Annotated in this window: 14 protein-coding genes and 1 pseudogene; 4 read left to right on the forward strand and 11 right to left on the reverse strand. The window is 55.6% G+C overall.

Annotated features, from left to right (window positions below):
- Positions 1 to 61 precede the first annotated feature (61 nt).
- A complete protein-coding gene (locus G5S47_RS03870; RefSeq protein ID WP_219585833.1) occupies positions 62 to 1909 on the reverse strand; it encodes a phosphoenolpyruvate carboxykinase (GTP) in 1848 nt (615 codons plus the stop codon).
- A gap of 189 nt (positions 1910 to 2098) precedes the next feature.
- Here G5S47_RS03870 and G5S47_RS08500 point away from each other — a divergent pair.
- Positions 2099 to 2722 (forward strand): annotated as a pseudogene (locus G5S47_RS08500) (transposase); the annotation flags it as partial.
- 214 nt (positions 2723 to 2936) lie between these two features.
- On the opposite strand, the gene G5S47_RS03880 reads toward G5S47_RS08500, so the two are convergent.
- A complete protein-coding gene (locus G5S47_RS03880) occupies positions 2937 to 4172 on the reverse strand; it encodes a DUF6688 domain-containing protein (protein WP_006681046.1) in 1236 nt (411 codons plus the stop codon).
- Between the two features lie 34 nt (positions 4173 to 4206).
- Between G5S47_RS03880 and G5S47_RS03885 the strand changes: the two genes are divergently transcribed.
- Genes G5S47_RS03885 through G5S47_RS03895 form a run of 3 tightly spaced genes read left to right on the forward strand, consistent with a single transcriptional unit; the run spans position 4207 to position 5556 of the window.
- A complete protein-coding gene (locus G5S47_RS03885) occupies positions 4207 to 4617 on the forward strand; it encodes an Eco57I restriction-modification methylase domain-containing protein (protein ID WP_040318541.1) in 411 nt (136 codons plus the stop codon).
- A gap of 51 nt (positions 4618 to 4668) precedes the next feature.
- The gene (locus G5S47_RS03890; protein WP_131367638.1) at positions 4669 to 5034 is read left to right on the forward strand and encodes a hypothetical protein; all 366 of its coding nucleotides are present in this window, start codon (positions 4669 to 4671) and stop codon (positions 5032 to 5034) included.
- A gap of 15 nt (positions 5035 to 5049) precedes the next feature.
- Entirely contained in the window at positions 5050 to 5556 is a 507-nt protein-coding gene (locus G5S47_RS03895; RefSeq protein WP_006681049.1) for a hypothetical protein, read from the forward strand.
- Between the two features lie 452 nt (positions 5557 to 6008).
- On the opposite strand, the gene G5S47_RS08750 is transcribed toward G5S47_RS03895, so the two are convergent.
- The 9 genes from G5S47_RS08750 to purT form a co-directional block, all read right to left on the reverse strand.
- Positions 6009 to 6086, reverse strand: coding sequence for an IS1/IS1595 family N-terminal zinc-binding domain-containing protein (locus G5S47_RS08750; protein WP_424133818.1), 78 nt, complete (start codon positions 6084 to 6086; stop codon positions 6009 to 6011).
- A gap of 212 nt (positions 6087 to 6298) precedes the next feature.
- The gene (gene secG, locus G5S47_RS03905; RefSeq protein WP_006681051.1) at positions 6299 to 6544 is read right to left on the reverse strand and encodes a preprotein translocase subunit SecG; all 246 of its coding nucleotides are present in this window, start codon (positions 6542 to 6544) and stop codon (positions 6299 to 6301) included.
- Between the two features lie 144 nt (positions 6545 to 6688).
- A complete protein-coding gene (gene tpiA / locus G5S47_RS03910; RefSeq protein ID WP_006681052.1) occupies positions 6689 to 7465 on the reverse strand; it encodes a triose-phosphate isomerase in 777 nt (258 codons plus the stop codon).
- 3 nt (positions 7466 to 7468) lie between these two features.
- Positions 7469 to 8659, reverse strand: coding sequence for a phosphoglycerate kinase (locus G5S47_RS03915; protein ID WP_006681053.1), 1191 nt, complete (start codon positions 8657 to 8659; stop codon positions 7469 to 7471).
- Between the two features lie 124 nt (positions 8660 to 8783).
- Positions 8784 to 9791 carry a type I glyceraldehyde-3-phosphate dehydrogenase gene (gene gap, locus G5S47_RS03920; RefSeq protein WP_006681054.1) on the reverse strand — a complete coding sequence of 336 codons (1008 nt, stop codon included), beginning with the start codon at positions 9789 to 9791 and terminating at the stop codon, positions 8784 to 8786.
- Between the two features lie 198 nt (positions 9792 to 9989).
- A complete protein-coding gene (whiA, locus tag G5S47_RS03925) occupies positions 9990 to 10973 on the reverse strand; it encodes a DNA-binding protein WhiA (RefSeq protein WP_006681055.1) in 984 nt (327 codons plus the stop codon).
- A gap of 22 nt (positions 10974 to 10995) precedes the next feature.
- Positions 10996 to 12000, reverse strand: coding sequence for a gluconeogenesis factor YvcK family protein (locus G5S47_RS03930; protein WP_103632615.1), 1005 nt, complete (start codon positions 11998 to 12000; stop codon positions 10996 to 10998).
- Entirely contained in the window at positions 12001 to 12948 is a 948-nt protein-coding gene (gene rapZ / locus G5S47_RS03935; protein ID WP_006681057.1) for an RNase adapter RapZ, read from the reverse strand.
- Positions 12949 to 12967: 19 nt separating this feature from the next.
- Positions 12968 to 14194: a formate-dependent phosphoribosylglycinamide formyltransferase gene (gene purT, locus G5S47_RS03940; protein WP_103632614.1), complete on the reverse strand. Its 1227-nt coding sequence runs from the start codon at positions 14192 to 14194 to the stop codon at positions 12968 to 12970.
- Between the last annotated feature and the right edge of the window lie 38 nt (positions 14195 to 14232).

The raw sequence follows: 14232 nt of genomic DNA on the forward strand, positions 1-14232 counted from the left end.
CGTTGGAATTAACCCGCCTGGAGGAAATTCACCCGTCGCTAGTGCAAAACCAGGTGGCCGTTTAGGCGTTAAACGCCTGCTCTATGCGCTCGTGCGCGGCCCAGATCTGCTCGGGAAGATTCTTGAACTGTGCAAGGTGTTCGCGGCGGTAGCTCATCTCCTTCTTCCACAGTTCGGCGTCGATGGAAAGAATCTTATCCAGATCGGCGTCGTCACCTTCGAAACCATCAAGATTCAGCTCTTCCTTCTTCGGCAAAATACCTACTGGCGTTTGCACGCCCTCAGCGCGTCCTTCCTTAACATCTAGCAGCCAAAGCAGTGCCCGCAGGTTGTCGCGGTAGCCAGGCCAGAGGAAGTGACCGTCTTCCGGATCGCGTTGGAACCAGTTCACGTGCGCAAAAATGGGCTGTTCCTTCGCGGAACCAATTATCTTCAACCAGTGGGCCGCATAGTCCCCTTCGGGGTAGGACATGAAGGGGCGCATCGACATCGGATCGTAACGCAGCACGCCCTCCTTGCCCTCGGCCGCGAAAGTAGCCTGGGCGCCCAGGGTCAAGCCGTCGTAAACACCCTCGGTTAGGTCGGTGATTGCCCGGATAAGCGGCTCCCGGTCCTTTACTCGCCCACCAAAGATGATGGCGTCGATTGGCACCCCTTGCGGTTCTTCGTAGTCGGGGGCCACGTTGGGCACGTTAGCCAAAGACGTGGTGAAGCGGGAATTGGGGTGTGCCCACTCGTCGCCCTTGGCCTCGGAGCGCTGCCGATCGGCCGGGCGGTCGGAAATCTTTTCACCCTTCCAATCCAGCCATCCGGTAACATCTTCGGGGTAATCCGGGGTCTTACCTTCCCACCACAGCTCTTGGGTTTCGGGGTTGTAAGCGACGTTGGTGAAGAGCGTCTTAGAGCCTTCTTTGATGGCGTCCATGGCGGTGGGATTAGACTTCCAGTTGGTGTCCTTTGCCACGCCGAACGCGCCGTATTCGGGGTTCATGCCGTAAATCTTGCCGTCTTCGCCAACGTGCAGCCACACGATGTCATCGCCGTAGAAGTAAACTTCGTAGCGGTCACCCAAGGCGTCCGGGGCTAGCATCATAGCGAGGTTGGTTTTACCGGAAGCTGAGGGGAAGCCACCGCACACGTAGTAAGTGCGATTCTTGAGCTTATCCTTAATCCCGATCAGCATGAACTGTTCGGAAAGGAATTCCCCGGAAGCCCAGCCGTCGTAAGAAGCTTGGCGCAGACCGTGGGCGATCTTCCCAAGTAGCGCGTTGCCACCGTAGGAGGAACCGAAGTGCAAAATTGTGCGCTCGTCGGCTACCGTGGCAAACAGACGCTTATCCTTATCGGTGCCCTGCCCCAAGTTCTCCAGGTCGCCGGTCACGTGCACTGCACGCACAAATTGTCCCGGATCTTCCAAATTGTTCAGGTGTTCTACACCAACCCGGGCCATGCGGATCATGTGAAGAACCACGGTGAGGTTGTCGGTAAGTTCCACCCCGCGAGCCCACTTTTCCAGCGGCGCTTTCGGCGGTGCCATCAGATAGGGCACCACGTACATGGTTTTACCCCGGGAGGCGCCCTTCATACTTTCCAGCTGCCGGGCAGTTACTTCCGTGGCGTCGTGCCAGTTGTTGTAGATTCCGGCTTCTTGCGGATTGTGAGTGGCTACGACGGTGCGTTCCTCGCTGCGCGCCGTGTCCTTGTAGTAGGAGCGGGAGTAGTAGAGTCCCTCGCCCGCAGGCGCGATCTCACCGGTGTCTAGGCCTTCGGCGATGAGCCGATCGTCATCCTTTGCGGAAATGACTTCAATGGCATCGGGTTCGGTAATTCCGGCCCAATGCGCTACGTACTCAGTTACTGCAGGATTTTCCAGCCCGGCATCGCTGAGGATCTTGGCAATGTTATCCATATTCACCTCTCCTAAAATTTCGGGTATCCGAAAATTAAGTTCAGCATACCCGAATTTTTGAAGCGAATTTGGACTTATGTCCCGCCTGGAAGAAATATGGTTTTACATCGGAATAATCCTGGGTCTGCTGAAGGTTTGGTTGAGTCCAAGACTGCATAGCTGAGGGGCTGTGCTGGAAGGATGAACACCATGTCCCGTTATAGTGACGAGTTCAAGCGTGATGCGGTCGCGCTTGTTGAATCGGGTATCGCGCAAAACCAGGGTGTAAGGGATCTGGGGGGTCTCGAAGTCTGCTCTGCAATCCTGAGTACGTGATTCCAGGTTCCAGTCGTATGGGATGACGCCCTCGACCGATTCTGATGAGCGACGCGAGATGTCGGCCGCGTTGAAACGGATCCGTGAGCTCGAGATGGAAAACGAAGTGCTACGTCGCGCGGCTGCCTATCTGTCGAAGGCGCGTATCACGCCCCCAAAATGATCTACCCGCTCGTCCGAGAGCTGGCCGCGACCGGAGCCCGGGTTCGGGTGCCGATCGCGGTGACGTGCCGGGTACTTGGCTTCAGTGAACAGGCCTACTATCAATGGCTGAAAGCCCCGAGATCCGCGCGCGAGGTCGAGGAGGAAGACCTCATCGGGGCGCTGCGCCAGCTCCACGAAGACGACCCCGAAGGCGGCTACCGAGTTCTGGCCGATGATCTGCACGACCTCGGCTACAAGATCAGCGAACGGCGCGTGTGGTGGCTCTGCCATCTCGCAGGTATCCAGTCGGTGATCGTGACGAGGAAGCGCCGCTACCCGCAGGCTCAGCAAGCTGACACCGGTCGAGTTCGAGACCATAACGAGAAGCGCCGTCGCCCTGGCGACATAAACCCCCGGACTCAATCAAACCTTCAGCAGACCCTTCACAACCGATCAGCATTGCTGAACCAACAGGAAGATCATAGAAAACCAGTAACCGAAACCTGGCTCAATCCGTGCTCGGTCCACGAAATCCACGAAACACGGGCGTTAAAAGTGTACGGCTCCGTTAGGCCGTGTACTGGAGGGCTATGCGATCTTCCGGATGACGATCATTCAGATAGAGGACGGCCAGGAAGAACCACTCCGCTGGTTTCATCAAAAACCACACAGCATCAGCCGCCCACTGCGATCTGATCAGCTTGGCAATCGGGAAGCCATACGTGTCATATAAGCGTCGAATAACCCGATGGGTTCTGGGCACACGCTCTTCCAGCATCTGCTCAAACGCATTTGCCACAAGCAACTGGCGATTGACAACTACCGGCCGTCCATGACGCAATCCCATGCGAATCGGCTTTACCACCGTTCGGTGTCCGCCAGCCGCCACGGTGCACAGGTAGTGTTCGTCAAAATACACGTTTTGCGGGGCAACCTGCTGTGACAGGTTCCAATCACTGGTCTCTGTAAACGCCCTCACCACTAAGCTCGGCGATTGGCCAAACAAAGCTAGAATCCCGACCAGCACGGCAAGCAGCGGGAGCGCCGCTACAAACCCCAGAAGGGGCCAGCGTTTCGCATCAGCCACCATTGCATCCAGTGTGCTCAATATCGAGGAGCCATCAATGCGGCCTCGTCTGTCTTCATCAGCTTCGTAGGCTCGAACTTGGATCGCAACTATTTTCACCACAATCGCAAGAACAGCCAGCAAAGGTAGAACTAACAGCGCGTCTAGGCGCTTTTCAAAGGTGGTGATCTGAATAGTCCACGCCAGGCCGAACGCGACGCCCAAGTAGAGCCCCGCAATCGCAATCACAACTACGAGGGGCGGCAACTGCTTGGCCTCGTTGAAGCGCAAAATGAGGAACCCGAATACGAACAGTAACGAGATGAACAGCACGTGTGGCCATGCCCGCGTGTAAATCGGCGCATGAGTTTGATAGTTTGCCAGCTGAACGTGCCAGTCCGCAGTAGGCACAACCTCTTTGAAGAACCCTAGGTATCCGAACTCATAAACCGCTAAGACACACAGGGTCCAAACGTCCAGGCCTGCATCGAGAACCGGCAGGTCCTTACCACTCCCCGCTTTGGCCGCACGGATTATTTGGCTGACAGTCAGCGCTACTGGGTAACCGACCACGAGTGCGACGAGGGCTCCTCCAACCAGAATCTGCCCGAGAATCTGACTTGCGCCTGAAGGAGGTTGGGATACGAGGGAGGCAATCGCTCCGGTGATTCCGATCAACAGAGCCAAAACGATTCGCGAAAAAGAGGGGTGCTTGCTGGCGTAGCGGTACAGCTTCACTTGTCCTCCTCTCCTGCAAAACACGATAGCTCGTGTGCGGCACAGGTGGGTTTTTGGTTACGGCGATGACACACGTTTCGGATACTTTGACGTGATTGTGACGAATCCACCTTTTGGCAGCAAGATCCCCATTAAGGATAAAGCCATTCTGGAGCAGTTTGAGCTGGCTCATATCTGGCAGCAGGATAAGAAAAATAACATTTGGACGATGGCCGAACGCCTGCAATCATCTGTTCCTCCGGAGATATTATTCATCGAGCGCTGCACACAGTTCTTAAAGTCGGGCGGTCGCATGGGTATCGTGTTGCCGGATTCTATCCTCGGCTCTCCCGGACTTGGATATATCCGAGAATGGCTAATCCAAAATCATCGCATCATTGCCAGCATTGATTTGCATGCGGATACCTTCCAACCGCGAAACGGAACGCAGACCTCTGTTCTTTGAAGGGACCAGCTTTTTGAACAAGCCGGACTTCTATCAAAAATGCTGGAGCATGTGTTTCTGAGCAAACAAAAGAAGGCGCGGCAAGATCCAAAACCGCTGATCGATAAGGTCGCCAAACGCTATGGGATCTATGCGAACATGCTGGTTGATACGCTTGTTACGATGGACAAGCAGAGTATCAAAAATATTGTTTATGATTGCGGACATATCCGCTTGCCACATTTATCGGAGGATACGCAACAAGATACCATCTTTTCTTATGGGGATAAGGATCCGAATGTCGGACACGCAAGAAGAAGCATCAAGAAACATTATCCCAAGGCAAAATTAAAAATCTGGCAAGGCTATGGACACTGCGAAGAAATGACACAAAACACAGAGGCCTATATGGCTTTTGTAAAAGGATGTATGGATTAAGGAGAATATGGGTTTATGGATACCCTTCGAGCAATACTGGATGGGGTAGCTATCGCTGCTATTTTTAACGGTGCAGTCGCAAGTTTGGTGCTTATAAATCCAAGATGGTTTTTTGACTCTTATCCTAAAGCCATTCAAAAGGCAGCTCCTTTACCCATGACAAAGCAAGAGAAAAAAATAAATCTCATATTAAGCATCGCTCTCACCGGGATGTGTTTTGTTTATTCAGTTGTAAGCCTTTTGCATTCAAAAACTTTTGGTTTTTGGAATTTATTTTGGATGAGCTATATTCACTGGAGCATCTTAAATGCAGGAGATTTTTTGCTGCTAGATTGCCTGTTATTTCAAGGTAAATATAAGGAAAAAATTGTTATTCCCGGCACAGAGGGCCACAAGGACTATAAATTTAAGAATTGGATGAAGCACTTGGCTCTTGCGGAGCATTTTTTGTTCGTGCCATTTTTATTGATACCAATCGTAGCTGTCGTTCAGGCGTTCGTTGTTGAATTTTTGGCAAGTTGATGAGCAATCTGAACCTTTTAACGATTACTGACACTTTTTAACGATTGCTCTCCGAGGGTACGAAAATCGGAAACAGGCATGATGGAAAGAGAGATATATAAAAGCAAAAAATCATACAAAAACTGCCACGAATGCGGGGTGTGACCGATGTAGTCTTCGACTTGGCCGAAGCGCTCTCCCCCAGCTTCCCACTCGCAACGGAATTGCTCAATTTCTCAGTAGTCGCAACCAATGAAGTTCCACCACATAACGACGCTCTCTTTGAAGAGTTCGCCACCGACAAAGAACACTCGCGCGGTGGGCATCCCGGTATTCGCGATACGGAGTTGGGTCTTGCCGACGCCCGTGTACACAAGGTGTGTGGGCTCGACGTTGATGCCGTCTGCCGAACAACGCACCGTTTTCGTATGAACAGATGCTCGAAATCGACCTTGATCCAGCTTCACCGGGTATCAGCGCTGAAGACCAGCAGGCGTTTTCCCGTTACGTACCGTTGAACCCCCACAAACAGGGCATGCCACATTAGCCATGGATCAACCATGACCCACACCGACCTGCCTAGCCGAACCTCTATAACCAAACCCCTGCTCAAACAAACCCACCCACGCCGCCAACCGGTCATCAGTCAACTGAGAACCCGAATGCATACAAATCCCCCGGAAGAAAAACTGAATAAATCAGTCCAACTTCCGGGGGACAGATCACGCGCGGTTGGAGCCCAAACTTTCGAAAGACTAACGGGTCAGAAAACCCACTTTTGCATCAGACCGTAGGCAACGATGCACACGACCCACACGATCAAAATGCCGAGGGTGATTCGGTTCAGGTTACGCTCTGCAACACCGGATGAACCGGCGGTAGACGAAATGCCACCACCGAACATATCGGAGATACCGCCACCCTTGCCCTTGTGCATAAGGACCGTGAGGGTCAGCAAAAGGCTGGTCAGCACGATGAGGACGAGCAGGGTAATTTTGAGTGCGGTCACTGTTGAATCCGATTCTTGAATAGGCGATACACGCGTAAGCGCATCGCTGAAACGTAACTGTCGCTAGTCTAGCGGGTTAAAGCCCGAGGGAGCCAACCGGCAAGCCGGTTGACTCCCCCTTCAGAGCCAATTGTTAAGAATTGCTCAGGCGTAGAAGCGTGCCATCTCGGCGAAGGAATCAGCCTTCAGCGATGCGCCACCGATGAGTGCACCATCGATGTCGGGCTGAGCCATGAGTTCCTTGATGTTGCCCGGCTTTGCCGAACCACCGTAGAGAACGCGAGTTGCTTCAGCGGTGTCTGCACCGAAGTCTTCAGCCAGTGCTGCACGGATTGCACCGCAGACTTCCTGTGCATCTTCGCTGGTCGCGGTTTCGCCAGTGCCGATTGCCCAGATGGGTTCGTAGGCGATGACGATCTTGGCGACGTCTTCAGCGGACCAGCCAGCGAGTGCTGCGCGGATCTGGCCGAGGACGAACTCAACGTGGGTGCCGGCCTTGCGGATTTCAAGGGCTTCACCGCAGCAGAGGATCGGAGTCATGCCTGCGTCGAGGGTCTTCCGTGCCTTCGCACCAACGAGTTCGTCGGATTCGTTGTGGTACTCACGACGCTCCGAGTGGCCCATGACGACGTACGTACAGCCGAGCTTGTCGAGCATAGCGGTGGAGATTTCACCGGTGTATGCACCGTTGTCGTGGATGGAAACGTCCTGTGCACCGTACTTGATGCCGAGTTCATCGGCGTCAACGATAGTCTGAACGGTACGGATGTCAGTGAACGGAGGAATAACCAGGACCTCACACTTGGAGTAGTCGTGGTTGTGATCCTTCAGTTCCATTGCCAGGCCCTGGACAAGGTGATTGGCCTCGAGGTGATCGAGGTTCATCTTCCAGTTGCCGGCCATCAGCGGGGTACGTGTCATTTTTCAGTCCTCCAGAACTGCAATACCCGGCAGAACCTTGCCCTCGAGGAGTTCGAGGGAAGCGCCACCACCGGTGGAAATGTGGGAGAAGGTGGATTCGTCGAAGCCGAGGGTACGAACTGCAGCTGCAGAGTCGCCACCACCGATGACGGAGAACATATTGCCGTCAGACAGTGCCTGAGCAACTGCCTTGGTGCCTGCTGCAAATGCCGGGAATTCGAAGACGCCCATCGGGCCATTCCATGCGATGGTCTTCGCCGATGCAATTTTTTCGGCGAAGAGCTTCTGCGATTCAACGCCGATATCGAGGCCCATCTGGTCATCCGGAATAGCGTCGACAGCAACGTTGGTTGCCGGTGCGTCAGCTGCGAATTCGGGAGCAACGACGACGTCGACCGGGAGGATCAGTTCAACGCCACGCTCTGCTGCTTCGGCGATGTAGCCCTTCACGGTTTCGATCTGGTCTGCTTCGAGCAGGGACTTGCCGACCGAGTAGCCCTGAGCTGCAAGGAAGGTGAAGGCCATGCCGCCACCGATGAAGAGGCGGTCAGCCTTCTTCAGCAAGTTGGCGATAACACCGAGCTTGTCAGAAACCTTGGAACCGCCGAGGACGACACCGTAGGGACGCTCCGGGTTCTCAGTTGCCTTGCGCAGGGATTCGATTTCCTTCAGAACCAACAGGCCGGAAGCGGAAGGAACGAGCTTGGCGATGTCGTAGACGGAAGCCTGCTTGCGGTGCACAACACCGAAGCCATCGGAGACGAATGCGTCGCCGAGTTCTGCGTATGCCTTGGCCAGTTCTTCGCGTTCTTCGTCAACCTTGGAGGTCTCGCGTGCGTCGAAGCGGACGTTTTCGAGAAGAGCGATTTCGCCTTCTCCGAGAGCTGCAACGGTAGCCTTGGCGGATTCGCCAACAACGTCGCCTGCAAGGCTGACGGGGGCGTCGATGAGTTCGCCGAGACGAGCTGCGGCAGGTGCCAGCGAGAATGCCGGATCGACCTTGCCCTTCGGGCGACCGAGGTGAGCCATGATGATAACCTTGGCGCCAGCCTTGGTCAGCAGGTTCAGAGTCGGCAGTGCTGCGCGAATACGACCGTCATCGGTGATGACACCGTCCTTCAACGGAACGTTGAAGTCAGAACGAACCAGAACGCGCTTGCCACGCAGTTCGCCGAGAGTTTCGATGGTCCTCATAGAACCAACCTTTCATTAAAGGGGCGGAGTATCCGCCCGAAAATCGTGAGTACACAAGCGCCCGCACACCTCATAGGGGTGCGCGGGCGCAAGTGTTTGCTGCTCACAGCGTACGAGGTGCGATTCAGGCGAGCTTCGAGCCAACCAGAGCGGTCAGCTGGACGAGGCGGTTGGAGTAGCCCCACTCGTTGTCGTACCAGGACAGGACCTTGACGAGGTCGCCGATGACCTTGGTCTCGGATGCATCGAAGATCGAGGAGTGCGGATCGCCGACGATATCGGTGGAAACGATCGGATCTTCGGTGTACTCGAGGATGCCCTTGAGTTCGCCTTCAGCAGCAGCCTTGACTGCAGCGTTGAGGGATTCAACGGTGACGGGCTTCTCTGCCTGGAAGGTAAGGTCGGTGAGGGAGCCGGTCGGGGTGGGAACGCGGACTGCGAGGCCGTCGAACTTGCCTGCGAGCTCCGGGAGAACCAGAGCAACAGCCTGTGCCGCACCGGTCTTGGTCGGGATCATGTTCAGTGCTGCTGCACGTGCACGACGGAGGTCCGAGTGCGGTGCGTCAAGGACGCGCTGATCGCCGGTGTAGGAGTGGATGGTGGTCATGATGCCACGAACGATGCCGAACTCCTGGTGGAGAACCTTGGCCAGCGGTGCGAGGCAGTTGGTGGTGCACGAAGCGTTCGAAACGATGTTCATCGTTGCGTTGTCGTAATCCTCGTGGTTCACGCCCATAACGAAGGTGCCGTCAACATTCTTCGCCGGAGCGGAGATAACGACCTTCTTGGCGCCAGCTTCGATGTGAGCTACAGCCTTGGTGCCATCGGTGAAGAAGCCGGTGGACTCGACAACGACCTCAACGCCGAGCTCGCCCCAGGGGAGGTCGGCCGGGTTGCGCTGTGCGAGGACCTTGATGGCCTTGCCGTTCACGATAATGGAGGACTCGTCGTAGGAAACTTCACCATTGAAACGACCGAGAATCGAGTCGTACTTGAGAAGGTGAGCGAGAGTCTTGGTGTCGGTGAGGTCGTTCACTGCAACGATCTCGATGTCCGCGCCCTGCTCGAGTGCTGCGCGGAAGAAGTTGCGTCCAATACGGCCAAAGCCATTGATGCCAACGCGGGTGGTCACTATTGTCCTCCTGCTCATGCCCTGCACGGGCACGTTTTCGAATGTGCAACCGGTATCCGCACGGTGCGAATCCGGCCCGCAGTTATCTGCGGTTCTAGCAAGACCCAATTTACACCCCACGGTGGTCTACGGCACCTTCAGTGAACGAACCCCTACGTGGCAATAATAACGTTCGTGGCTTGAGGTGGACTAAAGTCCTCAGTCGTCCTCGAGCATTTCGATCGTGAGTGCAGCTTCCGTATCCGGAATCCCGCGATCGTGAGCAACCTTGTCAGCCATGGCCAGCAGGCGACGAATACGACCGGCAACAGCATCTTTCGTCAACGGCGGATCCGTGTGCTTTCCCAGTTCCTCCAAGGACGCCTGCTTGTACTTCAGACGCAGAGTTCCCGCTTCAAGAAGATGAGGCGGAATGTCGTCGCCAAGGATTTCGAAGGCACGTTCTAGTCGGGCTCCCGCGGCTACAGCAGCACGCGCAGAACGACGCAGGTTTGCGTCATCAAAGTTCGCCAGACGATTCGCCGATCCGCGGGCTTCGCGCTTCTCTCGACGGTCCTGCCACGTCTTCTGAGTAGAGGAGGCACCCATCTTGCCAATCAGTTGTCCGATGGCCTCTGAATCGCGGACAGAGACGCGGTCCGTTCCTCGTACTTCTTTCGAACGTGCAGCGGCGCCCAACTTTCGCGCACATCCGACCATAGCGAGCGCAACCTCAGGTCCCGGGCATGTCACTTCCAGCGAAGTCGAGCGCCCGGGCTCCATCAGCGACCCCCGCGCAAGGAACGCTCCACGCCAGACCGCGGCCGCTTCACCGTTCCCCGACGCTACTAAGGTGGCGGGGAGACCGCGTACTGGCCGGCGAAGAGAATCGACAAGACCGGTCATACGAGCAAGCTCGTCAGCCTTATGCACAACGCGAACAACAAAACGCTTACCGCGACGCAGCGAACCACCTGAAACAACGACAACCGTTGATTCAGCGTTGTAGAGCGTCTGCAAAAACAGGCGAAGACGGAGCGCCGCTGCGGGGGTATCCAGTTCTGCTTCGATCAGAATGTGGCCGGAAACAAGGTGCAGTCCACCAGCGAACCGCAGAATCGCAGCGGTTTCAGCAGCCATCTCAGACTGAGTTTGTGGCGCAACGCGCGCAAGTTCGTCTTTTAAATCAGTAGTTAGTGACACGTTCATTTCCTCAGATGTCGCTTCAGGGCAACCAAGTCTCAGTTTTGCCGACTTCTCCAAGGAAGCCGTCAAACGCATCCCTCAGCGCTGCGGCAAGGCGGAGCGGGTCGTGGTGCGGTTGCCCATCACCGGTACGAACCTGTCGAAGTAGCACGCGAGCGCCCACCCCCTCTGAAGCAACAATAAGGTCGTCGACATCATCGATGGCGGTTGGATCGGCAATAATCACATCCAGTTTGAAATCTGGAGCATAGTCGCGGATCACGCGAACATGATCGGCAGTGGTCATACGATCTGTCTCGCCACGCTGGCGCGATAGGTTCAAGATCAACGCACGGTGGGCATCAGTCGTCACAAGTGCACGGTGAACGTCTGGCACCAACACATGCGGAATCACGGACGTGTACCACGAGCCAGGACCAAGCAAAACCCAATCCGCCTGTTCGATCGCCGTCCCAACTTCTGCTGGAACACGCGGGCTTTTGGGAAGAAGACGAATATGTTCGACAGTTCCTGGTGCAACCGCCACCTTCGACTGTCCCGAAACCGTGTACTTACGTCCGTCATCATCCATGTCCGCTTCGATCTGGAGAGGATCGATGGACATTGGAAGCACACGGCCGCTCGCACCAAGAAGGCGCCCAACCCAATCAAGACCCTCAACCGGGTCGTCAAGCAACTGCCACAAGCCGGAGATCAAAAGGTTACCTAAAGCGTGCCCATTCAACGGCCCGGTTGTTTCAAGACGCGTTTGCAGGACATCGCGCCACGTCAGACCCCACTCGGTTTCTTCGCAGAGAGAAGCAAGAGCCATGCGAAGATCACCGGGTGGCAGGATCTCCATCTCTTGACGCAGACGACCTGATGATCCCCCATCATCGGCGACGGTAACTACCGCAGTCAGCGATCGCGTGATGTGACAAAGAGCGCGCAGAGTGACGGAAAGACCGTGGCCACCACCGAGAGCGACAACGGAAGGACCGGTTTCTCCGCGTAGTGTCCAACCTGCTGCATCGACGTATGACATTTACTCTCTCCCGAGGTCACGGTGGTGGACTCGGACAGGATAGCCGTTTTCACGAAGCCTGTTGGCAATCAGTTCCGCACATGCGACCGAGCGATGCTGACCGCCGGTACATCCCACGGCAATTGTTGCGAATGGTTTGAGCTCACTAATGTAGCCCTGAAGCATGGGGGCAAGCAGGTCCGCATATGACACAACGAACTGTCGAGCTCCGGGCTGATCCAGCACATAATCCGCAACCGGCTTATCGCGACCGGTCAGATGACGGAGTTCATCCACCCAGTACGGGTTCTTCAAGAAACGCACGTCAAGCACATGATCAGCGTCAATCGGGATTCCTCGTTTGAAGCCGAAAGATTCAACTGTGATTTGGAGCGGACGATCGCCCTCTCCCGCAACGACATCGCGGATATGACGCGTCAGGTCATGGACGGACATATTCGACGTGTCAATCACTTCATCTGCGATGCGACGAACGGGAGCAAGCATGCGTCGTTCGGCTTCAATGCCGTCCAGGATTGTCTTCTGCCCCTGCAACGGGTGTGGGCGACGGTTGGACTCGTAGCGTTTCACCAGAGTGCGTTCGTCTGCCTCGAGGAAGATAACCCGGTAGGCGACACCCATTTCTCTCATTTGATCCAGCGTCTTCGTCAGATCGGCAAAGAATGTGCGTGAGCGTACGTCAACGATTGCTGCCAGACGGTGGACGCCTCCGCCTGCCGGTGACATCATGCCAACCAACGCGGGCAACATTGAAGGTGGCAGGTTATCAACGACGTACCAGTCGAGGTCTTCAAGCGCTCTGCCTGCCCCGGTACGTCCAGCGCCAGATGCACCGGTGATGATGAGGACCTCGTTCGATGCTATGGGGGCAACGACCGGGCTGTTCATGTCAAGCAACGGGATGCCTGCAGGTACGGTTGGCGGGTTGTTATCGAGTTCGTCAGTCATGGTGTAACTATCGCACTTTTCAATTGTTTTCGCCGGGTAGCGACGTTGCTTCAACAAGCGTGATAGCGTCGGCTCCTCGATTTGCGCGCTCGCGTGCCAGGTCGCTGCTGGCACCGCTTGCCAGAACAACGCCGACTCGACGACCGGCTCGTGTGACGGGCTTGCCGAATATTCTGACTCCATCGGCCTTGGACAAGGCTTCGGCGACGCCTAGGTATTCGGGGTGTTTGAGGGGTTTTGTTGATTTGATGACTGCAGATGCACCCGGTGTGCGTAGCGTCGTATCGATGGGCAGGCCGAGGATTGCGCGGACGTGAAGCTCGAACTCAGACTGTGCTTGGGACACCATAGTGGTCATGCCAGTATCGTGCGGGCGTGGGGATAATTCGGAGAACCAGACGTCGTCGCCCTTGATGAAGAACTCGACGCCAAAGAGGCCGAGAGCAGGCGATGCTCCGTTGGATGCCAATGCGTCTGTTACGAGCTTCGCCATGGCCTGGCAGCGCTCAAGCGCCAGTGGCGAAATCGCTGCCGGTTGCCACGATTCAACATAGTCACCGTTGACCTGTCGGTGTCCGATGGGACTGCAGTAGGACGTTTCGACCGATTCGCCATTCCACCAGCGGACGGTCAGAAGCGTGATTTCGCAGTCGAACCGTACTTCTTCTTCGACGATAACTTCACCAGTTTGAGAGCGGGCGCCTTCCTGAGCCGCATTCCAGGCCTCATTAACCTGTTCCTCGGAGGTAATGCGGGACTGTCCGTGGCCAGACGATGACATTGTTGGTTTGATGAAAGCAGGCAGGCCGGTGTGATTCAGTGCCTCGCGAATATCATCGGCGCTTGAAGCAAAGCGGAACTGAGAAGTGACAACACCATCGAGGCTCGCAGCAAGGCCACGAATGCGATTGCGATCCATCGTTGCTTGGACGGCAAATGCGTTGGGCACGATACGCGTGTCCTGATGCGTTGCTTCAAACTTTGCCAGTGCGTCAGTGGCGATTGCTTCAACTTCGGGGACAACAAGGTCTGGTTTCACCCGGTCGAGCAACGCGAAAAGCTCGTCATCATCCGACATATCGAGAACCGCGTACTCGTCGGCGACCTGCATCGCGGGAGCTACCGGGTAGACATCTACAGCAATCACGTATACGCCGTAGCGTTTCAGACAGATTGTGACTTCTTTTCCTAGTTCTCCGCTACCCAGCAACAAAACGCGACACGGAAGATGAAACGCCGGCGTCATAGTGTGCTCCCCGTTGGTGAATTGAGTTTTCTTCAGGT

Source organism: Schaalia turicensis, from assembly GCF_019380255.1.
In the GTDB taxonomy this organism is placed as follows: Bacteria; Actinomycetota; Actinomycetes; order Actinomycetales; family Actinomycetaceae; genus Pauljensenia; species Pauljensenia turicensis_A.

Bases quoted from the DNA above. Each gene is read 5' to 3' on its own strand.
- G5S47_RS03870 (WP_219585833.1), bottom strand. From the start codon at position 1,909: ATGGATAACATTGCCAAGATCCTCAGCGATGCCGGGCTGGAAAATCCT.
- G5S47_RS03895 (WP_006681049.1), top strand. From the start codon at position 5,050: ATGGATACCCTTCGAGCAATACTGGATGGGGTAGCTATCGCTGCTATT.
- G5S47_RS08750 (WP_424133818.1), bottom strand. From the start codon at position 6,086: ATGGCTAATGTGGCATGCCCTGTTTGTGGGGGTTCAACGGTACGTAAC.
- tpiA (WP_006681052.1), bottom strand. From the start codon at position 7,465: ATGACACGTACCCCGCTGATGGCCGGCAACTGGAAGATGAACCTCGAT.
- G5S47_RS03915 (WP_006681053.1), bottom strand. From the start codon at position 8,659: ATGAGGACCATCGAAACTCTCGGCGAACTGCGTGGCAAGCGCGTTCTG.
- G5S47_RS03930 (WP_103632615.1), bottom strand. From the start codon at position 12,000: ATGTCATACGTCGATGCAGCAGGTTGGACACTACGCGGAGAAACCGGT.
- rapZ (WP_006681057.1), bottom strand. From the start codon at position 12,948: ATGACTGACGAACTCGATAACAACCCGCCAACCGTACCTGCAGGCATC.
- purT (WP_103632614.1), bottom strand. From the start codon at position 14,194: ATGACGCCGGCGTTTCATCTTCCGTGTCGCGTTTTGTTGCTGGGTAGC.